The 23,620-nt window shown below is 65.2% G+C and carries 22 protein-coding genes; 16 read left to right on the top strand and 6 right to left on the bottom strand.

What is annotated here, in order from left to right; genetic code table 11:
* Nucleotides 1–1,289: exonuclease domain-containing protein (locus ACN0T5_RS15200; protein ID WP_417769454.1), on the bottom strand; the 1,289-nt coding region annotated here is incomplete at its 3' end.
* Nucleotides 1,286–1,912: an esterase gene (locus ACN0T5_RS15195; RefSeq protein ID WP_417769453.1), complete on the bottom strand. Its 627-nt coding sequence runs from the start codon at nucleotides 1,910–1,912 to the stop codon at nucleotides 1,286–1,288. The genes ACN0T5_RS15200 and ACN0T5_RS15195, both read right to left, overlap by 4 nt.
* Nucleotides 1,913–2,162: 250 nt before the next feature.
* Here ACN0T5_RS15195 and ACN0T5_RS15190 point away from each other — a divergent pair, with 250 nt between their 5' ends.
* From ACN0T5_RS15190 to ACN0T5_RS15180, 3 genes are all read left to right on the top strand, one after another.
* A complete protein-coding gene (locus ACN0T5_RS15190; RefSeq protein WP_417769452.1) occupies nucleotides 2,163–2,429 on the top strand; it encodes a DUF4212 domain-containing protein in 267 nt (88 codons plus the stop codon).
* A gap of 25 nt (nucleotides 2,430–2,454) precedes the next feature.
* On the top strand, nucleotides 2,455–4,302 hold the full coding sequence (locus tag ACN0T5_RS15185; RefSeq protein WP_417769451.1) for a sodium:solute symporter family protein: 1,848 nt from the start codon (nucleotides 2,455–2,457) through the stop codon (nucleotides 4,300–4,302).
* A gap of 68 nt (nucleotides 4,303–4,370) precedes the next feature.
* Entirely contained in the window at nucleotides 4,371–4,778 is a 408-nt protein-coding gene (locus tag ACN0T5_RS15180; RefSeq protein ID WP_417769450.1) for a hypothetical protein, read from the top strand.
* A 51-nt stretch (nucleotides 4,779–4,829) separates the two neighbouring features.
* Here the strand turns inward: ACN0T5_RS15180 and ACN0T5_RS15175 are convergent, their stop codons facing one another.
* Nucleotides 4,830–5,453, bottom strand: coding sequence for a TetR/AcrR family transcriptional regulator (locus tag ACN0T5_RS15175; protein ID WP_417769449.1), 624 nt, complete (start codon nucleotides 5,451–5,453; stop codon nucleotides 4,830–4,832).
* Nucleotides 5,454–5,649: 196 nt separating this feature from the next.
* Here ACN0T5_RS15175 and ACN0T5_RS15170 point away from each other — a divergent pair, with 196 nt between their 5' ends.
* From ACN0T5_RS15170 to ACN0T5_RS15110, 13 genes are all read left to right on the top strand, one after another.
* Nucleotides 5,650–6,495 carry an FAD binding domain-containing protein gene (locus ACN0T5_RS15170; protein ID WP_417769448.1) on the top strand — a complete coding sequence of 282 codons (846 nt, stop codon included), beginning with the start codon at nucleotides 5,650–5,652 and terminating at the stop codon, nucleotides 6,493–6,495.
* On the top strand, nucleotides 6,488–7,000 hold the full coding sequence (locus tag ACN0T5_RS15165; protein WP_417769447.1) for a (2Fe-2S)-binding protein: 513 nt from the start codon (nucleotides 6,488–6,490) through the stop codon (nucleotides 6,998–7,000). Before ACN0T5_RS15170 ends, ACN0T5_RS15165 begins: the two co-directional genes overlap by 8 nt.
* A complete protein-coding gene (locus tag ACN0T5_RS15160) occupies nucleotides 6,997–9,372 on the top strand; it encodes a xanthine dehydrogenase family protein molybdopterin-binding subunit (RefSeq protein ID WP_417769446.1) in 2,376 nt (791 codons plus the stop codon). The genes ACN0T5_RS15165 and ACN0T5_RS15160 overlap by 4 nt, the downstream gene beginning before the upstream one ends.
* 72 nt (nucleotides 9,373–9,444) lie before the next feature.
* On the top strand, nucleotides 9,445–10,503 hold the full coding sequence (locus ACN0T5_RS15155; protein WP_417769445.1) for a C4-dicarboxylate TRAP transporter substrate-binding protein: 1,059 nt from the start codon (nucleotides 9,445–9,447) through the stop codon (nucleotides 10,501–10,503).
* A gap of 91 nt (nucleotides 10,504–10,594) precedes the next feature.
* On the top strand, nucleotides 10,595–11,155 hold the full coding sequence (locus tag ACN0T5_RS15150; protein WP_417769444.1) for a TRAP transporter small permease subunit: 561 nt from the start codon (nucleotides 10,595–10,597) through the stop codon (nucleotides 11,153–11,155).
* Nucleotides 11,152–12,477 carry a TRAP transporter large permease gene (locus ACN0T5_RS15145; protein ID WP_417769443.1) on the top strand — a complete coding sequence of 442 codons (1,326 nt, stop codon included), beginning with the start codon at nucleotides 11,152–11,154 and terminating at the stop codon, nucleotides 12,475–12,477. The genes ACN0T5_RS15150 and ACN0T5_RS15145 overlap by 4 nt, the downstream gene beginning before the upstream one ends.
* 191 nt (nucleotides 12,478–12,668) lie before the next feature.
* Nucleotides 12,669–13,481: a class II aldolase/adducin family protein gene (locus ACN0T5_RS15140; RefSeq protein ID WP_417769442.1), complete on the top strand. Its 813-nt coding sequence runs from the start codon at nucleotides 12,669–12,671 to the stop codon at nucleotides 13,479–13,481.
* Between the two features lie 170 nt (nucleotides 13,482–13,651).
* A complete protein-coding gene (locus ACN0T5_RS15135; protein WP_417769441.1) occupies nucleotides 13,652–14,569 on the top strand; it encodes a LysR family transcriptional regulator in 918 nt (305 codons plus the stop codon).
* Between the two features lie 140 nt (nucleotides 14,570–14,709).
* On the top strand, nucleotides 14,710–15,078 hold the full coding sequence (locus ACN0T5_RS15130; protein WP_417769440.1) for a DUF2946 family protein: 369 nt from the start codon (nucleotides 14,710–14,712) through the stop codon (nucleotides 15,076–15,078).
* Between the two features lie 89 nt (nucleotides 15,079–15,167).
* Entirely contained in the window at nucleotides 15,168–16,592 is a 1,425-nt protein-coding gene (locus tag ACN0T5_RS15125; protein ID WP_417769439.1) for a PepSY-associated TM helix domain-containing protein, read from the top strand.
* A 115-nt stretch (nucleotides 16,593–16,707) separates the two neighbouring features.
* Nucleotides 16,708–17,160, top strand: a complete 453-nt coding sequence (locus tag ACN0T5_RS15120; RefSeq protein WP_417769438.1) for a TspO/MBR family protein — start codon at nucleotides 16,708–16,710, stop codon at nucleotides 17,158–17,160.
* Between the two features lie 128 nt (nucleotides 17,161–17,288).
* Nucleotides 17,289–17,693, top strand: coding sequence for a cupin domain-containing protein (locus tag ACN0T5_RS15115; RefSeq protein WP_417769437.1), 405 nt, complete (start codon nucleotides 17,289–17,291; stop codon nucleotides 17,691–17,693).
* A gap of 48 nt (nucleotides 17,694–17,741) precedes the next feature.
* A complete protein-coding gene (locus tag ACN0T5_RS15110) occupies nucleotides 17,742–19,463 on the top strand; it encodes a M14 family zinc carboxypeptidase (protein ID WP_417769455.1) in 1,722 nt (573 codons plus the stop codon).
* Between the two features lie 32 nt (nucleotides 19,464–19,495).
* On the opposite strand, the gene ACN0T5_RS15105 is transcribed toward ACN0T5_RS15110, so the two are convergent.
* From ACN0T5_RS15105 to ACN0T5_RS15095, 3 genes are all read right to left on the bottom strand, one after another.
* Nucleotides 19,496–21,187: an ABC transporter permease subunit gene (locus ACN0T5_RS15105; protein WP_417769436.1), complete on the bottom strand. Its 1,692-nt coding sequence runs from the start codon at nucleotides 21,185–21,187 to the stop codon at nucleotides 19,496–19,498.
* The gene (locus ACN0T5_RS15100; RefSeq protein WP_417769435.1) at nucleotides 21,184–22,227 is read right to left on the bottom strand and encodes a putative 2-aminoethylphosphonate ABC transporter ATP-binding protein; all 1,044 of its coding nucleotides are present in this window, start codon (nucleotides 22,225–22,227) and stop codon (nucleotides 21,184–21,186) included. The genes ACN0T5_RS15105 and ACN0T5_RS15100 overlap by 4 nt, the downstream gene beginning before the upstream one ends.
* 261 nt (nucleotides 22,228–22,488) lie before the next feature.
* Nucleotides 22,489–23,496 carry an ABC transporter substrate-binding protein gene (locus ACN0T5_RS15095; RefSeq protein WP_417769434.1) on the bottom strand — a complete coding sequence of 336 codons (1,008 nt, stop codon included), beginning with the start codon at nucleotides 23,494–23,496 and terminating at the stop codon, nucleotides 22,489–22,491.
* Nucleotides 23,497–23,620: the final 124 nt, after the last annotated feature.

Genomic DNA, 23,620 nt, shown 5'->3' with positions numbered 1-23,620 from the left:
CCGTCGGCCAGCAGGCCCGCCGCGAGCGAGGGCAGGGCGGCCTGCACGCGCGCCAGGTCACGCGGGCGCCTGGCGGTGGCGATCTCGTCGCCGACCGTGAGCGTCGCCAGGGCGCGCTTGCGCAGCAGGGTGCGCAGCGTGAAAACACCGGCCAGCCGCCCGGCCGCATCGGTAACGCCGATATAGCGAAGATTGCGGCGCGCCATCAGGCCGAGCGCCCGATAGAGGAAGGTTTCGGCCGGGGCGCTGATCACCGGATGGCTCATGATGCTGCCGACCGTCACCGTGGAAGCGGCGGCCCCCTCGCGGGCAAGGGCGTGCAGCACGTCGCGCTCGGTGAGAATGCCGGGATCGCCGCCTGTATCGCGGCTGGCATCACGGGCGCGTCCGTCACTCGGGCCGTCGCCCGTGTCATGCCCCGGGGCGGGCGGATCGACGATCAGGCAGCCGATGCTGCGCTCGGCCATCAGGGTTGCCGCCTCGTGCAGGCTCGCCTCCGCGCGGATCGAGATCGGCGGGCTGTTCATCACGTCGCCCAGCCGCTGGCGGTAGAGGAAGCTGTCTATGGCGCGCTGGCTGCCTGTTTTCAGCGTGGTGCGGGAAAAGTCGGGCCTGTCGGTCGGGCGGGCAAACCAGCCGGCCTCTTCCTGCCGGGCGATCAGGCCGGCGGGTCTGCGGCAGAGGTTTTCGGCCTCGGCAAGGGTGCGGATGCCGCTGGCCAGCAACCGCGGGCTGAAGGCGGAATAGATCCTGGCGGTGGCGAGCGCATCGCCAATCGCCGTGTGCCGGCCCTCGATCGGAATCCCGAGGCCGAGCGCAAGACTGTCGAGCGAGGTGTCGATCATCTCGCGGTCGAGGCCCGCGACCATCAGCGCGACGTCGAGGGCGCGCGGCTCGCGCCAGGCGATGCCGTGGCGGTCGGCCTCGTGACGCAGAATGGCGAGATCGAAATGGATAGAGTGACCGACGACGACGGCATCGCCGATAAAGTCGAGAAGAGCCGGGCCGACCTCGGCAAACCCGGCAGCACCGCGCAAGTCCTCGTCGCCGAGCCCGTGAACCCGGCGCGAGACGTCCGGGATCGGAATGCCGGGATCGACCAGACGTTCAAAACGCCTGTCGGCATGGATCTCGATGCCTTCCATCCGCAGCGCGCCGACCTGAACGACGCGATCCTTGCGGATGTCGAGACCGGTCGTCTCGGTGTCCAGCACAACGACATCGAGCCCGATCAGGGGGGTGGCGCCGACCGGTTGGCCGTTGCCGTTCCCTGCGGGCCCGAAAATCATGACGGTGCGGCCATCCGCTCCGCCAGTTGTACGGCGAAGGCGTCAAGATCGATCCGCTTGCGCAGGGTCGCCTGGTAGTCGATGAAGCGAAAGGCGACATTGTTGACGACCATGATCTGGTCGGCCTCGCGCACGGCCTTGTCGATCGGTGCGTGATCGAGCAGGCGCATGGCGGTGGCGATGGAAATCGCGTCCGGCTTGAGCGGCGGTTTCGACATGTAGACCTCAAGCCGGGCGTCGAACTCGGCGATCACGTCGCTCCATCCCTTGTCGGCCCGGTGCCCGGGGATCTCCTCGCTGGCCAGCACCTCGCGATACAGCTCGCCGAGCACCCTGGCCCGTCGCGCCGGGTCGGCCGGCAGATCGTCCCTGTGGTCGGCCTCGATGATGAGAATCAGGTCCTGCACCGCAACAGCGAAGGCCTCCCATTTGCAGATCTGCAGGGCCAGTCCGAATCCCTCGTCCTGGAACAGACGGGGGCCTGCAAGCAATGTACGGGCCCGCAAGTAGGAGTAGCTGGCGCCCTGGGCCAGGAAAGCGGCGCCGGCCCGGATTGCCTCAACGGCAGCCGGCCAGTCGGACCGTTTGCGGCGCGGCATCAGGGTTCCAATTAATTCAAGCACTTGGCGTCTCTCCCCGCGGTTCGGCTCCCGTGTCGGGATTTGCCGATTAGTCTTTCGGATAACTTCCCTTTTCTACATTGAACAGAATAACCTTGGCGCGCAAGTATCTCTGCGACGCAATATAATTCATGCTGCTAGTGCGAAAAGTCGGGAGGATCGACAGTTCGACTTTAGGATTACCTTGCGCCGGAGAGGATGGGGCTGACGAAGGTCGATCAGCCGACGAAATGCATCAGTGGGAGGATTTACCTTGACCGAGAAACTGCCACCGGAAGTGGCGGAGGCGCACTGGACGAAGACGCGAAACCTGATGTGGGTGACGCTGGCGGTCTGGGCGATTTTCAGCTTCTTCATCCATTTCTTCGTGACGGCGTTGAACAATGTCGTCATCCTGGGCTTCCCGCTTGGCTTCTACATGGCCGCGCAGGGATCCCTCATCGTCTTCGTCGTGCTGATTTTCTGGTTCTCCGCGCGCCAGAACGCCATCGACGAGGAATTCGGCGTGGCCGAGGATTAAGGGGGGATCACCGATGGGCTTTTCAATGAAAGGTGACTTCACCGACAACCTCGGCAAGATCTACGGCATCTATGTCGGCGGCTTTGCGTTCTTCGTCGCGCTGATGGCGATCTTCGCCACGATCGGCGTGCCGGACCACATCATCCTGTGGTGCTACATGGCGGCGACGATCGGCATCTATGCCTTCATCGGCATCATGTCGCGCACCGCCCAGGTGTCGGAATACTACGTTGCCGGGCGCTCGGTGCCCGCCGTCTACAACGGCATGGCAACCGGCGCCGACTGGATGTCCGGCGCCTCCTTCGTCGGCATGGCGGGCACGCTCTTCGTGCTTGGTTATGACGGCCTTGCCTTCGTGCTCGGCTGGACCGGCGGCTATGTGCTGGTGGCGGTGCTTCTCGCGCCGTATCTGCGCAAGTTCGGCGCCTATACGGTGCCCGACTTCCTCGGCACCCGTTACGGCGGCAACATGGCGCGCCTTGTCGGCATCGTCGTCCTGTTCTGCTGCTCCTTCACCTACATCACCGCGCAGGTCTATGCCTCGGGCATCATCGCCTCGCAGTTCCTCGGGATCGATTTCCGCTATGCCGTCTTCGCCGGCCTTGCGGGCATTCTCGTGTGTTCGATGCTGGGTGGCATGAAGGCCGTGACATGGACGCAGGTGGCCCAGTACATCGTGCTGATCGTCGCCTATCTGCTCCCGGCAATCTGGATGTCGACCGTCCAGTTCGGCATCCCGATCCCGCAGCTCACCTATGGCGGTGCGCTGGCGCAGATCTCGCAGTACGAGCAGCTCCTGGAGGTCACGCGGACGCATGTCGCGCCGTTCCAGACCTACAGCCCGATGGACTACTTCTTCCTGATCTTCTGCCTGATGGTCGGCACCGCTTCGCTGCCGCACATCCTGATGCGCTTCTTCACGACCCCGACGGTTCGTGAGGCACGCAAGTCGGTCGGCTGGTCGCTGTTCTTCATCTTCCTGCTGTACTTCACGGCACCGGCCTATGCCGCCTTCTCGAAGTTCAACCTGATGGGTCTCTTCGTGGCGGCCGGCGCGGATGCAAGCTACCAGCTGGCGTTCACGGCCATTCCGGAGTGGATGACCCAGTGGGGCTCGATCGCCGGTCACCAGCTCGTGACGATCTGCGGCGTCAAGGCCGAGACGGTTGCCGCGATCCAGGCGGCCTGCGAGGCGAAAGGCTTTGCCACGGGCTTCCCGTATACGGAGCTGAAGCTGAACAACGACATGATCGTGCTTTCGACCCCGTCGATCGCCGGCATGCCGATCTGGGTTGTCGGTCTCGTCGGCGCGGGCGGTTTCGCCGCGGCGCTGTCGACCGCCGACGGCCTGCTGCTGGCCATCGCCAATGCCCTGTCGCACGACGTCTACTACAAGATGATCGACCCGAAGGCCGACTCCAAGCGTCGCCTGATGGTTGCCAAGGTCCTCCTTGTGGTGGTCGCTCTTGCGGCGGCGTTCCTGGCGCGCACCAAGCCGTCCGACATCCTGTCGATGGTGGCGTGGGCGTTCTCGATCGCCGCGGCCGGCCTCTTCGCCCCGCTCGTCATGGGCGTGTGGTGGAAGCGGACGACCAACATGGGCGCGGTTCTCGGCATGTCCGCCGGCTTCCTCGTGACGATGTACTACCTGATCGGCAACGTCTACGGCTTTGACTTCGTCAAGGGCACGGGCGACGAGATCTCGTGGTTCGGCGTCGCGTCGATCTCCGCCGGCGTGTTCGGTGTCCCGGTTGCCTTCGTCGTCACCTATGTGGTGTCGCTGGTAACGCCGGAGCCGAGCGAGGAAATGCAGGACTTCGTCGACCGTCTGCGTCTGCCGAAAGGCGGCACGATGATGGTTCAAACGCACTGACGAACCCGCTATAGACATGACGCAGGGCCTCCGGGCCCTGCGTTTTCATTCCGGATCGGACATTCCCCATGAAGGCTTCCGCGCTCAGCGGCGTTCTCCTGCTCGTCGGCACCTATCTGCTGGCGGTCGTGACATTTGTTCTCAGCGGCGCGCCGACCGAGGTCGCCGTGTTTCTCGGCGGGACCTACGCGCTCACCGCGATCGCCGCCTTCCTGTTCTCGCGCGGCATTCTCGAGCTTGTCGTCGGCGCGGACCGCGACATCACCTTCTTCGTGGTGCTGCGCAAGCTGACGGACCCGCTGCTTGCCCTGACCGCGCCGATGACGCCGGCATTCCTGCTGCCCTTCGCGGTCTCGCTCTACGCTGCGTTTCTGTTCTTCTTTCTCAAGTTGTTCCTGTTCGGCGATGCCTTCCTCAACGTCCCGCCGCTGTTCATCGTGCTCTACCTGATGGTGGCCACGACGCTTCAGGGCTGAGGGCCGGCGGGGTCCGAGGCCGATCTCCGGTGATCCCGGGGGCGGGGCGCTTCAGGCCTGGCAGGGGATGCCGAAGGCGGACAGGAAACGACCGACGGCGGCGCGGATCTCCGGCCCGGAATCGTCCGGGCAGGGCACCTGATAGACGTATCGGCGGGTGCCGATATAGACGATGCCGCCATGCAGGTTCCAGATGTCTTCCATCTCCGGCCTGTCCGGGCCGGGAGCGGCAAGACGAACCTCCTCCAACAGCGGCCGCAGCAGCAGCCCGCTGACGAATTCCAGATAGCGCCGGTTGAGCTCGGCGCCGGCAAGGCCGGAAAACATGAAGATGCGCATCCACTCGTAGCTGAAGATGGCTTGCGTGTATTCGCGGTAGAAGGTCAGCGTCCGGTCATGGATCGGACGTGACCTGTCACTGATCAGCGCCGGCCAGTCAGGCGAGATACGGTCGAGATAAACGGCCCGGTAGACGGCCTCGATCAGGTCGGTCTTGGTGTTGAAATAATTGAAGATCAGCGACTGCGTCACCCCCAGCCGCTTGGACAGCTCACGGGTGTTCCCCTCCAGCCCCACTTCCGAGAAATAGGCGGTGGCGCCGGCGATGATCATCGCCCGCCGCTCCTCCGGCGACAGGCGCTTGCGGTCGCCCGAATTCGTCTCGCTTTTCGTCATCCCGCCCGCTCGTTATGGCCCAGACCGCTGGAAAACCTTCTTGTTCCGGCCGGCACCGCCGCCGTCAAGTTTTCTCTTGCATTTCGATAAACCGTAATAGATCATTTGATCAATAAAGAAAGGCGCCGTTGCCCCATCCGCTTCTCCACGCAGGAGCATCCGGACGGGACTGCGGCCGTCGGGGAGGAACATCGACATGAAAGCCGCAGCGGCCGGATACGTCCGGGCGAACGACCTTTCTCATGCCATTTCCCTGCTTGCCGGCTCGCAAGGGCAGGCGCGGGTGCTGGCCGGCGGGCAGAGCCTGATCGCCTCGCTGAACCTTCGCCTTGCCGGCGACACGGCGCTGATCGACATCAATGGCGTCACGGAACTTTCCGGCATCGCGCTTGACGGCGACGTGCTGCGCATCGGCGCGCTCACCCGCCACCGCGAGCTTGCAACTTCCGATCTTGTCGCTCGTCACGCACCGGCCATTTCCCAGGCCGCGCCGCTCATTGCCCATGCGGCGATCCGCAATCGCGGGACGATCGGCGGGTCGCTCGCCTATGCCGACCCGGCGGCGGAATTGCCGGCCTGCATGATCGCGCTGGACGCAACCATTGTCGTGCAGGGCCCGGCCGGTCGGCGTGGGGTGAGGGCGACCGACTTTTTCATCGACCTGTTCACCACGGACCTTGGCGAAGACGAGATGATCGTCGCGGTCGAGGTGCCTGCATGCGCGCCCGGCGAGCGGCAGGCGACGATGGAGCTTGCCCGGCGCTCCGGCGACTACGCCCTTGCCGGCATCGTGCTGGTCCGGCGCGCGAGCGGTGCCCGGGCCGCATTCTTCGGTGTCGGTCCGACCGCGATCCTGGCGCGCGCGGCCATGGCGGTGATCGACCGTGGCGGATCGCCGGACGAGGCGGCGGCTGTTCTTGATGAAGACATCCAGCCGCTCGACGACGTGCATGCTCCCGCCGGCGTTCGTCTTCACCTGGCGCGCGTGCTGCTGCGCCGTGCCCTCAACGCGACCCTTGCCGCGGAGGTCGATCATGTCTGATATCGCAGGCTTTCCCACCAAGGTGGACATCTCGCTCACGGTCAACGGCGAACGGGTCGAGGCGCGTGTCGACGTCGCCCGGCATCTGGTTGACTTCCTGCGGCTGGATCTCGGCCTGAGCGGCAGCCATGCGGGTTGCGAGCACGGCGTGTGCGGCGCCTGCACGCTGCAGGTCAACGGCGAGGTGGTGCGCGGCTGCCTGACGCTGGCCGCCCAGCTCGACGGGGCCGAGGTGTGGACCGTGGAAGGTCTGACCGACACGGGCGACCTTGCCGATCTTCAGGCGGCATTCGTTGCCCGCAACGCCCTGCAATGCGGCTTCTGTACGCCGGGCATGCTGTTCGCCGCCGCCGACGTGCTGGCGTCGGGCGCGGTGCCGAGCCGCGCGGAAATCCGCGAACACATCTCAGGCAACTATTGCCGCTGCACCGGATACGAGGCGGTGGTGGATGCCATCGAGACCGTCGCACGGTCCCGCGCCGGCGACGGGGAGGCCATGGCATGACCATCAATTTCGGCAATCCCGACCGTCCCAACAGCTATATCGGCCGCACCGTTCCCCGTCCCAATGCCCGCCGCCTGGTCGAGGGGCGGGGCCGCTATGTCGACGACATCGTGCTGCCGCGCATGCTGCATGTCGCCTTCGTCCGCAGCCCCCATGGCCATGCGCGGATCCTGGCCATCGACACCGCAGCGGCGGCGGCCGTACCGGGCGTGCGCCGTGTCTTCACGGGCGCGGATGTCGCGGAGTTCTGCAGCCCCTGGGTTGCCGTTCTTGCCCATCTGAAGGGGCTGAAGTCGGCTCCCCAGCATCCGCTTGCGATGGAGCGGGCCACCTGGACCGGCGAGGCCGTCGTCGCTGTCGTCGCCGACACGCGCGCGGCGGCGGAGGATGGCGCGGCGCTGGTGGACGTGGAGTACGAGACACTTCCCGTCGTCACCGACATCCGCAGCGCTCTGGACGAGACGACGCCGCTGATCCACCCCGAGCTCGGCGACAATCTCGCCTTCCGCCGCCTGCACGAGCATGGCGAGGTGGACGCGGTCTTTGCCGGGGCCCACACGGTGGTGGAAGCAAGCTTCAAGACGGCGCGGCACACGGGTGTGTGTCTCGAGCCGCGCTCGATCCTTGCCGACTACAATCCGGCCGAAGGCCAGATGACCGTCTATCACTCGACCCAGGCCCCGCACATGATGCAGAGCATCATCGCGCAGCATCTCGACATGCCGGAAGGCAGGGTGCGGGTGATCTGCGGCGACGTTGGCGGCTCCTACGGGATCAAGGTGCATGTCTATCCGGACGAGATGGCGACGGTCGCCATCTCCCGCGCCATGGGCCGGCCGGTGAAGTTCATCGCCGACCGCATCGAGAGTTTCGCCGCCGACATCCATGCCAGAGACCACGAGATCGACGCGCGCATCGCGGTGGACGGGGATGGCCGCATCCTGGGCATCGATGTCGATGACTGGACGGGAATCGGTCCCTATTCGGTCTATCCGCGAACCTCGGCGATCGAGGGCAACCAGGTGGTCACCCTGTGCGGCGGTCCCTATGACTTTGACGCCTACCGCGCCCGCACCACGGTTGTCCTGCAGAACAAGGCGCCGACCTGCCAGTACCGGGCCGTCGGCCATCCGATCGCGGTGGCGATCACGGAGGGGCTGGTCGATTTCGCCGCCGAGGCGCTCGGTCTCGACCCGGTCGAGATGCGCCGCCGAAACCTGATCAAGGACGATGCCTATCCGTGCACTTCGCCGGCCAACATGCGCTTCGAGGGCCTGTCGCATCACGCCTCGCTCGCCAAGCTTCTGGAACTGATGGACTATGACGGGCTGCGGGCCGAGCAGGCCTCCTTGCGCGAGAAGGGCATCCATCGCGGCATCGGCATCGCCAGTTTCATCGAACTGACCAATCCGAGCCCGTTCATGTACGGCATCGGCGGTGCGCGCATCTCGGCGCAGGACGGCTGCACCGTGCGCATGGATCCCGACGGCAGCGTCGTTGCCATGTCGGGCATCACCGAGCAGGGACAGGGCACCGAGGCCATGCTGTCGCAGATCGTGGCGGAAGCCGTCGGCGTCCCGGTCACGCGCGTGAAAGTGGTGACCGGCGACACCCAGACCACGCCGTATGGCGGGGGAACCTGGGCCTCGCGCGGCGCCGGTATCGGCGGCGAGGCGGCGCTTCAGGCGGGGCTGGCGCTGAAGGAGAGCATTCTGACGGTCGCCGCCTCGATGCTGCAATGCGCGCCGGATGACCTCGACATCGTCGAGGGCCAGGTCTGCGACAAGGCCGGCGGCGAGCCGCGCATGCCGCTCGAGGAGCTTGGCCGGATCGTCTATTTCCGAGGCGATACGCTGCCGAAGGACTTGCCGCGCGAACTGGTGCAGACACGCCATTTCATCACCTCGGACTATCCCTTCGCCTTCACCAACGGCGTGCAGGCGAGCTACCTGGAAGTCGACACGGAAACCGGGTTCGTCAAGCTGCTGAAACACTGGTGTGTCGAGGATTGCGGCCGGGTGATCAACCCGCAGCTCGTCGACGAACAGATCCGGGGCGGCATCGTCCAGGGCCTTGGCGGGGCGCTTTTCGAGGAGTGCCACTATGACGAGGACGGCCAGCTCCTGAACGCCAACATGGCGGACTATCTGGTGCCGATGGCTGCCGAAATGCCCGACATGGTGATCGGCCACGTGGAGACGCCGACACAGGAGTCGCTGCTTGGCGCAAAAGGCGCGGGAGAGGCCGGCACGGCCGGCGCGCCGGCCGCGGTGATGAACGCCCTCAACGACGCGCTTCGCCCGCTGGGCGGGCGGGTGACGCAGATGCCGTTCACGCCGGCACGCATCCTGGCGTCGATCGGAGTTGAATGATCCGCATCCGGGAAGGATGCGCATGCCCCCGGAGGAGGGGAGCGAACTGGGAAGCGAACTGGGAGGAAAGTCATGAACATGAAGCATCTCTTCGTGGCCGCCACGATGCTCGGCACGGCCTTCGCCATGCCGGCGGCGGCACAGCAGTCGATCACGGTCAATATCGGCTCCAGCCACCCGGAGGCGAATATCTGGGTCTGGGCGATGAAGAACGTCTTCCAGCCGGAAGTCGACCGCCTGCTTGCCGAAAAGGGAGAGTACAAGGTCAACTGGGTCGAGGCCTATGGCGGCACCCTCTACAAGTTCACCGACACGCGCGAGGCTGTGCGTGACGGCATCGTCGATGTGGGCATGGTCGGCACGGTCTGGGAAGGCGCCACCATGCCGCTCCAGAACGTCACCTATTTCACCCCGTTCGCGACCTCCGATCACCTGCTTCTGATCGACATCTTCGACAAGCTGTCGGACGACCTGCCCGAGTTGCGCGACAGCTGGGCGGAACAGAACATGGTGCACCTGTCGTCGCTGATCACGGACAGCTACGACGTCTATGCCAATTTCGAGATCGACACGCTGGCCGACCTGCAGAACCGCAAGATCAATGCGCCCGGCACCTCGGCCAACTGGCTGCGCGACACCGGCGCGACGCCGATCGACGGAGCCTTGACCACCTACTACACCAACATCCAGACCGGCGTTTCGGAAGGCGCGCTCTCGTTCGCCTCCGGCATCCTGCCGACGCGGGTCTACGAGGTTGCGCCGAAGCTGACGCGGGTCGGCATCGGGGCCATGTATTTCGGCGGCATCGCCGTCAACAAGACCTTCTTTGACGGGCTTCCCGCCGACGTCCAGGCCGTGTTCCGCGCCGCCGGCAAGGAGACGTCCCGGCGTCACGGTGCCTATGTGACCGACAAGGCCAACACCGCGATCACGGAAATGCAGGCGGCGGGCCTTGAGATCACCGAGCTGTCGGCGGAGGAAAAGCGCAAGTGGGTGAGCAACCTGCCGAACATCGTCGAGCCGTGGCTCGAGAGCGGCGGTGATGCGGCAAAGACCGTGCTCAAGGCCTATTTCGCGGCCCTTCGCGAGGCAGGCGTCGAGCCGCTGCGCGACTGGGATGCAGGCCTCTAGGGAAATAGCCGTTTCCGCACCGGACCCCGCCCGCATAACATCCAGGCGGGGTCCTTGCTCTGCAAAGCGCGAAACCGGGGAGAGTGGGTGAATGGCCGACGAGATCGATCTGGAAACGAGCGTCGAGGCGCCTCCCGCGCGACAGGTGGCGCGTGGCCCCTTCGCCCTGGCTGCCAACGCTCTGGCGGCGATCGGCACCATCTGGATCTTCGTGATGATGCTGGTCATCGTCGCCGATGTGCTCGGCCGCAATCTCTTCAACGCGCCAATCACCGGCGTTGCCGAAGTCTGCGCACGCTCGGTCGTCGCCATCGTCTTCCTGCAGGTGTCCTCGGCGGTGCTCAGTGGCCGGATGACGCGGGCGGATTTCTTCGTACGGGGTCTGGAACTGGCAAGCCCGCAGGTCATGCGCCTTGTCGATGCGCTGTTCGCGCTGGTCGGTGCGGCCGTCTTTTTGGCAATTCTCTACGCGACCTGGCCGGACACGGTGGCGGCCTGGCGCGGCAGCGAATATTTCGGCGTGCAGGGGGTCTTCACCATCCCGTCACTGCCGTTCCGCGCGATCATCATCATCGGGTCCGCCTTTGCGGCCGCCGCCTATCTTACGGTCGCCGCCTCGCATCTTGTTTCCCAACCGAAAGCCGACGCATGACCGCCCTGACCATCGGCATCCTCCTGATCCTCGCCTTGATCTTTTTCGTGTTGATGGGCATGCAGATCGCGGTCGCGCTGTTTGCCGTCGCGTTTGCCGGCGTGTGGATCATCCGTGACAATTTCGAGCTCGCCATGCGGCTCCTGTCGCTCACCGCCTACAACGGCATTGCCGACTATCTGTTCGCCACCATTCCGCTTTTCGTGCTCATGGGGCTCTTGGTGAGCATCTCCAATGTCGGGCGCGACACGTTCGAGGTGGCGGAGGAACTGCTGCGCCGGGTGGCGGGCGGTCTTGGTGTCGCGACGGTTGCCGCCAACACGGTCTTTGCCGCCGTCACGGGCGTTTCCATCGCCTCGGCCGCGGTGTTCACCCGGGTCGCGGTACCGGAGATGCGCCGGCATGGCTACCGGGCGGGCTTTTCCGCGGGCACGGTTGCCGGCAGTTCCGTGCTCGGCATGCTGATCCCGCCGAGCCTGCTGCTGATCATCTACGGCGTTCTGGCGGAGGTCTCGATCGGACGCATGTTCGTTGCCGGCGTCATTCCCGGGCTGATGCTGGCGCTCGGCTTCGTTCTCATGATCGTGTTGCTTGCAAGGTTCCGCCCGGGCTTCGTCTTCACCGATCCGGCGGCGCGCTCGCGGGCTGCCACGGACGAGGGGCCGCGTCTTACGGGGCGTGAAATTGCCGTCAAGCTGCTGCCGATCCTGGCGCTCGTGATACTGGTTCTCGGCGGGCTCTACAGCGGCTTCTTCACACCGACCGAGGCCGGTGGCGTTGGCGCATTCGGCGCGCTCCTGATCGCGCTGGTGCGGCGCAAGCTCGACCGTCACCGCATCTGGGAAGTCCTGAAGCAGACCGGTACGGTTTCCGTCGGCATTCTCATCCTGCTGATCGCGGCGGGCTTCTACAGCCGCATGCTGTCGGTTGCCGGCATCCCCAACGCGATCGGCGACATGGTGCAGACGAGCGGTTTCGGCCCTTACGGCTTCCTGGCGCTCTATGTGGTGCTGCTGCTTCTGCTCGGCATGATCCTCGACAGCAGCTCGATCCTCCTGATCATGGTGCCGATTGCAGCTCCCATCGCCCAGTCGATGGGGTTCGACCTGATCCATTTCGGCATCGTTACGGTGATCGCGGTGGAAATCGGCCTGCTGACGCCACCCTTCGGCATATCGGTTTTCACCGTCCACAACACGCTTGGTGACCCGAACGTCGGGGTGGAGCAGATATTCCTCGGCACGATGCCCTACATGGCGGTGATGCTCGCCTCGCTCGCCGCAATCGCCGTCTTTCCCGCCCTGGCACTGGCTCTTTTGTGAAAGGCCCGGCACCGGCGCGATAACTGTTATTGCGCCGGTGCGATTGACCCTCGTGCCCCCTGCATGCGACCGAGAATGCAAGGCCCGCGCAGCATGGCGATCCGGCACAGCCGCCGGGAGCGCGCGCGGGAAACCGGGGATCACCGACCGCGAGAAGTCGGACCCGGACCATTCTTCAAGGAGGGGTTGAAATGCTGGATCTCAAGGGCCGCGTGTCGATCTACCAGCCGGAGCAGGAGGGGCTGCAGTTCCCCTACGAGCCTGCTTTCGAGAGCGTTGAGCACGAACAACGCCATCGCAAGGAGCGTCTCGTCGCTGCCTGTCGCGCCTTTGCCCTGCAGGGGTTCGACTACGGGGTCGCCGGCCATCTCACGGTGCGCGATCCGGAGCGTCCGGAACTCTACTGGACCAACCCGATGGCGGTGCATTTCGCCAAGGTGAAGATGTCCAACCTGATCCTCGTGGATCACGAGGGCACCGTTGTGGAAGGCACTCACGCGGTCAATCGGGCCGGTTTCGTGCTGCATGCCAATGTGCATGAGGCGCATCCTGACATCATTGCCATGTGCCATGCGCACACGGTCTACGGCACGGCATTCGCGGCGCTTGCCCGTCCCATCGAGCCGATCACGCAGGATGCCTGCGCGTTCTTCGAGGATCACGTCATCATCGGCGACGAGGCCGGTGCCGTCGCGGTCGAGAACCATGCGGGTTCCAACGTCGCGGCCGCCTTCAAGGGCGTGAAGGCGGCGATCCACCAGAACCACGGCCTTCTCACGGCAAGCCGCCACAGCATCGAGGCGGCGGCCTTCTGGTTCATTGCGCTGGAGCGTTGTTGCCAGCAGCAACTGGCGATCGCGGCGACCGGCATTCAGCCGACCTATGTCAAGCCGGACCGGGCCCGCTACAGCCGCGAACATGTGGGAAGCGAGTATATCGGCTGGCTGCATTTCCAGGCGATCTGGGACCAGCTGCGCGAGGACAGCCCGGACATGTTCGACTGAGCGCAGTTTCTTCAGTCAGGTTGCCCGACTTGGCGGCCGGTGCGCTCCCCGCGCCCGGTCGCCGCTTTTTTTCAAGGCCGGCTGACGAACGTGGCCGGTGTTGATACCATTCCCGTTCGAGGGACAGGTCGCCCGACGCTGTCCGGCACGATGCCTTGCGACGGGACTTCATGAAAGACAATCGCCTGCTTGAAATGCGGGTCTTCCGGGCTGTGGTGGAGGCTGGCGGTTTTCGCCATGCGGCCGACCAGCTGGGGGTCAGCCAGCCGTTCGTCAGCCAGAGCGTATCGGCGATGGAGACGCGGCTCGGCGTCAAGCTGCTGCACCGCTCGACACGCGGTCATCGGCTCACCGGGGAGGGGCAGACCTACTATTCGGCCTGCATCAAGGCGATCGAGACGATCGATGCTGTCGAGGGAGAAGTGACGGCGGCGACGCGACAGGCAGCGGGCGATCTTCGCGTCAGCGCGCCCATTGCCTTCGGCACCGACCAGATCGTGCCGCGTATCCCGACGTTTCTCGTGACGCATCCGGAAGTCAACCTGGTGCTCTCGCTCACCGACCGGTTCGCCAACCTGATCGAGGAAAACATCGATGTGGCGGTGCGGATGGGACGCCTCGACGATTCCTCCCTGATGAGCCGCAAGCTTTGCGACCTGCAACGGGTCGTGGTGGCGTCTCCGGCCTTCCTTGCCGCGCATGGCCCGATCGAGCACCCCCATGACCTTGCCCGCTTCAACTGCCTGACATGGGAGGGCCGGAGGGGGCATCTCAACCGGTGGCCCTTCGTCATCGACGGGGCGATGGAGACCGTCTCCGTCAGCGGAAATTTCCGCAGCGCCAACGGCCTGTCCCTGGTGCAGATGTGCATGGCCGGCGTCGGCATCATGCGGATGGCCGAGCATCTTGCCAATCCGGCGATCGCGCGTGGCGATCTGGTGCGGCTTCTCGTCGATTTCCAGGCGAGGGACGAGACGGCATTTCATGCGGTCTACCTGCCCGAGCGGCGCCTGCTGCCGCGCGCGCGCCTGTTTATCGATTATCTCGCCGAAGCCTTTCGCGACCCGCCCTGGCAGTCGGCCGATTGACGGGAAAAGGAATTGCCGCGACCCGGGACAGGTGAATTGTGAGCGGCATGAAACCGCGCTACACAGCACCGGGCAGCAGGATGCAGGGCAGGATGAGCGGGCTGGTTCGCGGACAATCCCGGAACAGGGATCAACAGGCATTGAGGAGCGCGGTTTCCGCGCTGATGATGCTTGTCGTCCTCGTCTCCGGCCTTGTCCCGCAGGGCATGATGCCGGTGCGGGGCGCGGATGGTCACCTGACCGTCGTCATCTGCACCACCGAGGGCCTGCGTGCGGTCACGCTGGATGCGGCAGGAAGGGAAGTGCCGTCGCAGGATGACGGTTCCGACCGGTCTTCCGCGCCTTGTCTCTTCGCCACCGCCGTCGCGCTTGCCGCGTCCCTCGATCCGGTCTGGCAGCCGTCCCTTGCCGCCGTCGAGGTTCCCTTCCGGGCGGCCGGATACGACGCCCCGACCACCCGGCTGCAGCCGTTGCCGCTGGGCGCCCGGGCGCCTCCCGTTACTCTCTGAGCCACATCTTTCATTCCTGACGCGGCGACTTCGCGCACCCGACACCGGGGGCGGACGCCGCGCATGTCGACATGTGCTGGAGAGTTTTCATGAGCGTTTCATCCGAGGGGGCGAGCGCCCCCGTACGGCCGGTTTCAGGCGAGGCCGACCGCCGCTTCTATCTCGCCGCCTGGCGCTGGCATTTCTACGCCGGCCTCTATGTGGCGCCGTTCCTGGTCATGCTGGCCATCACCGGTCTGGCGATGATGTATATCGCTGTCTTCGACGGTCGCGACGGCGAGCATATTGCCGTGACCGTGCCGCCGTCGGCGACCCCGCTGAGTGTCGTCGGCCAGTCGGAGAAGGCGTTGCAGGCCGTCGCCGGCGGCACCCTTGTCGAGTGGATCAAGCCGGCCTCCACTGAGCGGGCCTCCGTCTTTCGCATCGCCGTCGGCGATGATCAGTCCATGGTCGCGGTCGATCCCTATACCGGTGCCGTGCTGGAGACATGGGACCGCCGCGCCGGCTGGTACGATTTCGTCAACGACATCCACGGAACCCTGCTGATCGGCACGACCGGTGACCGCCTGATCGAGATCGCCGCCGGTTTCGCCATCGTTCTGGTCGTGACGGGTCTTTACCTGTGGTGGCCGCGCGGCACAGGAGTGTTGCGCGCCTTCATGCCCGACCTGGCCGAGCGCGGGCGCGCGCTGCTGAAGGGCCTGCATGTCACGGTCGGCGTCTATGTGTCGCTGATCCTGATCGTCTTCCTGCTCTCGGGCCTCTCCTGGGCCGGTATCTGGGGCGAGCGCTTCGTCCAGGCCTGGAGCACCTTCCCGGCAGAAAAGTGGGACAATGTCCCGCTGTCCGATGACGTCCATGCCTCGATGGACCACGGCGCGGTGAAGGATGTGCCCTGGGCGCTGGAACAGACGCCGATGCCGGCCTCGGGGTCTGATGCCGGCGTCACGGGCATTGCCGACGGCGTGCCGGTCGACGCGGACAGCGTCGCCGTTCTTGCCGGCGCCCTCGGGTATCAGGGCCGGTTTCGCATGTCCTTCCCGCGCGGCGAGACGGGCGTGTGGACGATCAATCAGGACACGATGAGCAACGATGCGCAGAACCCGGTTTCCGACCGGACGGTCCATGTCGACCGTCACACGGGCCGGGTGCTCGCCGATGTCGGCTTTGCCGACTATTCCGTCGCCGGCAAGGCCATGGCCGTCGGCATCGCCTTCCACGAGGGGGACATGGGTCTGTGGAACCTCGTCCTCAACACGGTGTTCTGCCTGTCGGTGATTTTCCTCGCCGTCAGCGGCGTCGTCATGTGGTGGCTGCGCCGGCCGAAGAAAGGGGCGATCCGCCTCTTCGCGCCGCAGGTGCCGGAAGGGCTGCCGCACTGGCGCGGCGCGATGCTGGTCATGCTCGCCCTGTCGCTTGCCTTCCCGCTGGTCGGGCTGACGCTGGTCGGGGTCCTGGCGCTCGACGTGCTGGTGCTGTCCCGCCTCGCTGTCTTCCGGCGGGTCTTCGCCTGAGGCAACGGCATCTTCCGGGGCCGGTTCGGCCGGCTCCGGACTGCACTCTTCCTCGGCTCCGCATGTTGGTGTAGCAAGGTTGGAGGGCAGTTCGGCAGCGCAGGGAGGTGCCGGCATGAACAGGTTCGTCTGGCTCGCCGCCTTTCTTGTTCTCGTCGTCGGCGGAGGGCTCGCGCTGGGCGGCCTGACGGTGACCGGTGGCTGGTACGCGGAGCTCGCCAAACCGGCGTTCAATCCGCCTGCCTGGGTCTTTGCTCCGGCCTGGACCGTGCTTTACATACTGATCGCGATAGCCGGTTGGCGGGTGTGGCTGCGGGAGCCCACCGGCCGGGTCATGCAGCTCTGGTGCCTGCAACTGGTGCTGAACTTCGCCTGGACGCCGGTGTTTTTCGGCGCCCATCTTGTCGGGCTGGCGCTTGTCATCATCCTTCTGACGCTGGTCGCCATTCTGGGATTTGTCGCGCTCGCCTGGCGGGCACATCGCTTTGCCGCCGTTCTGTTCCTGCCTTATGCGGCCTGGGTCGCCTTCGCAACTTTGCTGAACGTGTCGATTGTCATGCTGAACTAAACGGCAAGTCCGTTGTCCCGGCAGGCCGGTTGCGACGAAACGTACCGGCGGCATGATCGCAACGGTCATCCCGGGGCCGGTCTCTCCCCGAAAGGGAATGCTCCGCCAACCATTTTCCGGAGACGCACATGAAGATCATCCGAGCCGAAGACAATCCGGCGACAACGCCGCCCGAGGCCTATTTCAGCGGTGAAGTCAGCATGGCCTCCCGCTTTGCCACGGAAGCGCCGGCACGCGCCGGCGGCGCGATCGTCACTTTCCAGCCGGGCGCACGCACCGCCTGGCACACCCATCCACTCGGCCAGACGGTGATCGTGACGACCGGCATGGGGTGGGCTCAGTGCGAGGGCGAGCCGAAGAAGGAAATTCGTCCGGGCGACATCGTCTGGTTTCCGCCGGATGTACGGCACTGGCACGGCGCCACCGACACGAGCGCCATGACCCATATCGCCATTGCCGAGGCGCTCGACGGGGTTTCCGTCGACTGGATGGAGCATGTCCGGGACGACCAGTATCTCGTGCCTTTGGGCTGATGCAGAGGCTTGGAGCCGGGTGTGAAACGGAGTTTGTGTGTGAATACGATGCTACTTGAACGGACATTCGAGCGGACGCTCGACCGGCTGGTTGCCGCGGCGGTGCCCGGCCAAGCCTTCGAGGCCTGGACATTCGACGACCGGGAAAGTCGGGCCGAGGCCGAAAGGCGGCTTGCGGAAAAGGGCGTGACGGCACGGATCCGCAGCGCCTACAAGCCGTTGCTGCATGCCTTTCTCGAGGAGATCGATCTTGCCGGCGTCACGGCGATCGGGATCGGCTATCCGGTTCGTCCGCACACACCCGAAAACCGCTTCCGCCTTGAGGCCTATCCGCTGGCGGCGCTGGTCGGGGACCGGGAGATCCGCTTTTTCCCGAGTACGGACGAGAGCCCTGATTATTCCGTCATGCTGACCGGTTCGGACGGCCGGGTGCGACACTGCCGGGTCCGTGCTCCGAACCGGGTTCATGTCGACGTGGCGGGCGAGACGAACCTCTCTCCGACCGGCTGGTACGCAAGCGGCGCGGATGACACCGGCGAACGGCTTGAAACCGACTACGAGATGCTGTTCGAGGCGGCTGTCGCAGCGATTTCGGAACATGACTGGGGCGCGGCGGAACCGTTCTTCGAGGAGCTCAACATTCGTGTCGAGCTCCCGTGTGCCGACGCGGTGCTTGCCCATCCCGGCGAGACGGTCAGCCTGAAGGAAGCGCTGCACGAGGAGCTCTACTTTTCGCTCCTGGAGGTTTTCCAGCGCAAGACGGGTCGGCCGATTGGCGACAGGGGTCTGAGGCCCGGCCAGATCGTGCCGGAGGTGGTTGCGAGCGACGGGCGCATCGTCTTGCGCATCGAGACGCGCGCGCTGTCGGGAGACGTTGAAGAGTGCGCATTCCAGCCGCTGGACGCGGCGCGCGAACCCCTTGCCACGGCACAGGTCGCAGCTGAACTGGACGGGCTCGGCGGCGGGGCCTTTCAGGCAAGGAGCCGGTCGGGGCGAAGGGTTAGGGCATGCCATGTGACCGGATCCGACGCGGCCGTCATGATCAGCGCCGGCCAGCACGCAAACGAGACGACCGGCGTTGTCGGCGCGTTGCGCGCCGCACGAAGGCTGGCGGCGCGACAGGGGGCCCATTTCACCGTCTCGCCGTTGGAGAACCCGGACGGCTACGCCCTGCATCAACGCTTGCGGCGCGACAACCCGCACCACATGCATCACGCGGCGCGGTACACGGCGTTCGGCGATGACCTCGAATACCGTCCGCGCGATGCCGGTGATCTGAACGAGACCGAGATCCGTCTCACGGCCGAGCGGCTGAGCGGCGCGCGCCTGCATGTCAACCTGCACGGCTATCCCGCCCACGAATGGACGCGGCCGCTTTCGGGCTATGTTCCGCGAGCGCACGAAATGTGGACCGTGCCGAAGGGGTTCTTCCTGATCATGCGGTATCATGAGGGCTGGTCGGAGCCGGCGGAGGCGTTGCTCGACAAGGTGACGCGCCGTCTGGGCGAAGTTCCGGGCCTTTTGCAGAACAATGCCCGCTGGATCGACGTGTTCGAGGCACATGCCGGCGATACCGGATTGCGTCTGGTCAACGGTATTCCGTGTCTGGCCGACGTTGACGACCGCCATGCCGTGCCTTTGACGCTGATCACCGAATATCCCGACGAAACGATCTACGACGCGGCCTTCGTCGCCGGGCATACGGCGCAGATGGAGACCGTGCTCGCCGCCTATGATGCCTGGCAGGAGATCGCGCCTGCCTGCGCCTGACCGGCGGAGTATGTCTGCCGGTGGCTCCCGCGTCAGCGGATCAGCGTCACGTTCTTCGCGCCGGCGAGCCAGAGGATGGTGCGTACGACCAGCAGGCACGCGATGACGATGGCCATGATGCAGACCGAGAAGGCGGCCGCCTGATTGACCGCGCCGCGATCGGAGAGCTGCAGCACGGAGACGGCTGCGAGCTGGGTCGAGGGGGTCACCAGGAAGATCACGGCCGACAGCGAGACCATGGTGCGCATGAAATAGAACACACCGACCCCGAGCAGCGTCGGCCACAGGAGGGGCAGGGTCACCTTGCGCAGCGTCGTCACGGCGCTGCCGCCGAGCGTGGTCGAGGCCTCGTCGAAGGTGGAGCCGATCTGTTTCAGGCTGGTGGAGGAGATCAGGAAGGCGTGGGCGTGGTTGTAGTAGACGCTGAGGATGACGATCAGCGCGAAGCTCCCGTAAAGCACGTTCAGCGGGTTGGAGGGCTCGTTGAAGGTCAGCACATAGCCGAGGCCGAGCACCATTCCAGGCACCGCCGCGGGAAGGATGGCCAGGAGGGAGAGGGGGCCGGTCAGCGGGTTCCTGAACTTCTGCACGACGATGGCGGTCAGGCCGGTGATCGCGACGCCGACAATGGCAGTGGCAAGCGAGACGCCGACACTGTTCCACAGCGGGGCGGTTCCGTTCTGGACGTCGAACTCGTAGTGCTTGAGCGTGAAGCTCATGTTGTAGGGCCATAGCCGCACGAAGCTGGCGACGACGACGATGGCCAGAACGCTGAGAATGAGGGCGACGATCACATAGGCATAGACCGAGAACGCCATGTCCCTGCGCAGCGAGGGTTTCACCACCAGCGGCTTGGACTGCGCCGTCACCGAGGCGTGCTGCTTGCGTGAGATCCGCTTCTCGATGAGCTTGGCGAGAATGGCCGGCACCAGCAGGACGATGCCGATGACCGCGCCGAGCCCGAACTGCGCCTGGCCGATCACCTGGTTGTAGACCTCGGTCGCGAGCACGCTGAAATCGCCGCCGATGACCATCGGGTTGCCGAAATCCGTCATCACCAGCGTGAAGACGACGAAGATCGCGGCGGCGAGGCCGAAACGCGTTGCCGGCAGTGTCACGTCCCGGAAGATGCGCAAGGGGCCGGCACCCAGCGCCTCGGCGCTTTCGTAGAGACGGGCGTCCGCGACGGCGAGGGCGGCCGACAGGATCAGATAGGCATAGGGAAACGCGTAAAGCGCATTGGCGATGGCCGTTCCCCAGAAGCCGTAGATGTCGATGTCGAAGCCGAGAAAACGGTTGAGCACGCCGTTGCGACCGAGCAGCAGGATCAACCCTTGTGCCTGCACCAGCGAGGGCGCGAAAAGCGGGGTGAGCACGGCGATACGCAGGAACGGCTTGAACGGGATCTTCGCCCGCTGCAGGGCATAGGCATAGAAATAGGCGAGCACGACTGCGGCGAATGTCGCCATCAGGGACATGGCGATGCTGTTGTAGACGAGCTTCCAGAAGCGCTCCGCTCCGAATGTGTCCGTGAAGTTGCCGATGCCGAACCCGTCCGCCGTCTCGAACCCGCGCAGCAGGATGCCGGTCAGCGGCAGCAGCAGGAAAAGGAGGATCGGAAGCGCCGCCAGGACGGACAGGCCAAGGGTGATGCTGCGGTCACCCGTGAGGCCGCCACCGCGCCTTGTGGCGGGCGGTGCGGTGGTTTCGGCGGCCAGGCTCATGACAGGACCCTCAAGGCCTCGGCGGGAATGGAGATGGCGAGTTGCTTTCCCTGGTCGGGAACCTGCGAAGTGCCGTGCAACTCGATCACGATGGTGCTGTCCCGCCGCGCCTCCGGTTCGACCTCGACACGGGTGACATTGCCGAGGAAGGAGACCGAGCGCACCGTTGCGGGCAGGACATTGGCACCGGTGTCGGCCCGGTCCGCGAGCGAGACCGCCTCGGGGCGCACGCCGAGCATTGTTGCGCCGTCCCGCACGGGATGGCCGACATGCAGCGGCATGCCCCCGAAACTAACGGTGCCGTGCGCGTCGGTGTCGACGGGAAGCACGTTCATGCGGCCGATGAAATCGGCAACGAAGGCCGTGGCCGGTTCGCGATAGAGCTGCTGCGGTGTGCCGATCTGCTCGATGCGCCCCTTGTTCATCACCACGATGAGGTCGGCCATGGCGAGTGCCTCCTCCTGGTCATGGGTGACCATGATGGTGGTGATGCCGAGGCGTTTCTGGACGGACCTGATCTCGATCCGCAACTCCTCGCGCACCTTTGCATCAAGGGCCGAGAGCGGTTCGTCAAGCAGAAGGGCTGACGGATCGGGCGCAAGCGCGCGGGCGAGCGCGATGCGCTGTTGCTGGCCGCCCGACATCTGCGCGGGGAGCTTTTCCGCCTGGTCGGAAAGGTGCACCAGATCGAGCATCTCGGCGATGCGGGTGCGGATCCGCTCCTTGTCCCAGTGCCGGCACTCCAGCCCGTAGCCGACGTTGCGCGCGGCCGTCATGTTGGGGAAAAGCGAATAGGACTGGAAGACGACGCCGAAATTGCGGGCCCTGGCCGGGATCGAGGACAGATCCGCCTCGCCCAGCCGGATGCTGCCGGCATCGGCCTCTTCCAGTCCGGCGATGACACGCAGCAACGTTGTCTTGCCGCAACCGGAAGGCCCCAGGAAGCAGACAAAGGAGCCGCGCGCCACGTCCAGCGAGACATGGTCCAGCGCCGTGATACGGCCGAAGCGCTTGACGAGATCGTGGATCGAAAGGTCCATGGAAGGTTCCCCTGCTGCGGACGCAGCCTTCAAGAAAGCAAAAAGCGGAGCCGCGCCGAGCGGTGCCCGTCAGACGATGGCGGGCATCGACGAAGACCGTGCGTCCCCGAAACGCGACAGGAAGGCGACCCCGCGCGGTTTGCGGGGGCGCCGTGTCCTGACCGGTCGAGGATGGCCGGCGGAGACTTGCCGCGCGGCGCCTGAAGATGCGCAAGAGCGTATCAGCTGGTCAGGCGCCGGCCTTGCTCCGCCGGATGCGGTTCAACGCTCGTATTTTTCCTGCCAGGTCTGAATGATCCGGGTGCGATCCTCGGCCGCGGCCTTGAAATCGACCGGGAAGAGCACTTGCGAGACGTCCTCCGGGAGACCTGCCTTGGTGAAGCGCTCGGGCATGGTGCCGCCGGGAACCGTGACGATCGCCTTCCAGGAGAAATAGGCGTTCGCGGCTTCCTTGCTCACCGTCCAGTCGAGGAAGCGTTTGGCGGCTTCCTTGTTCTTCGACGCGGCGACGAGCCCGTTTGCCTCCAGTTCGTTGCCTGCGCCTTCCGAGGGCACCACGAGCGTGATCGGATAGCCTTCCTCGATATTCTTCACGGCACGCAGTCCGAAGGAAGCGCCGACCGTGTACTCGCCGGCCGAGGCGGCGTTGCAGGGGCGGGAGCCGGACTTGATGTACTGCGCGACGTTCTTGTCGAGCTTGTCGAGGAAGGCCCAGCCTTTCTCCTCGCCCATCATCTGCAGCAGCGAATCGATCTGGATGTAGCCGGTGCCGGAACTGGCCGGGTTGGGCATGACCACTTCGTCCTTGAAGGACGGGTCGGTGAGGTCGGCCCAGGAGGTCGGCATCTTCAGGCCCTTGTCCTTCAGCCGCTCGTTGTTGACGCAAAATGCCGCCATGTAGCCGGTGACGGCGAACCACTTGCCGTCGGGATCTCGGAAGCGGGCGGGAATTGCATCAAGGCCCTCAGGCTTGTAGGCCTCGAGACCCTCGAGAATCTGCGGGTTGACCATCGAGGTGACCGCGAAACCCCAGAGCACGTCATGTTGCGGATTGGCCTTCTCGGCGATGATGCGTGCCGCCAGGTCGCCGGTGGACAGGCGCAGCAGGTTCACGTCGACATCGGGAAGCGCCTTCTTCGCCTCCTCAAGGAAGGCGGCGGCCTCGTCTTCCTCGTAGGCCGTGTAGACCGTGATGGAATCGGCCATCGCCGTGCTCGAAAGCATCAGTGCTGTCAGGCCGCCAAGGGCCCACCTCATACCCGTGTGCATGTCCGTTCTCCTCTGTTGGAAAGGCAACATTTGTTCTTTTTTGGCATTTAACGCGCAAACCCGGTGCCTTCACAACAGTCTAAATGAAACTTGCGAGATTTTTTAGCCGTCGAAGGGCATGCGG

This window comes from Stappia sp., from assembly GCF_048261845.1.
Classification (GTDB): domain Bacteria; phylum Pseudomonadota; class Alphaproteobacteria; order Rhizobiales; family Stappiaceae; genus Stappia.
Note: the sequence above shows the minus strand (reverse complement) of the source record. Positions and strands in the feature narration are given on the sequence as shown.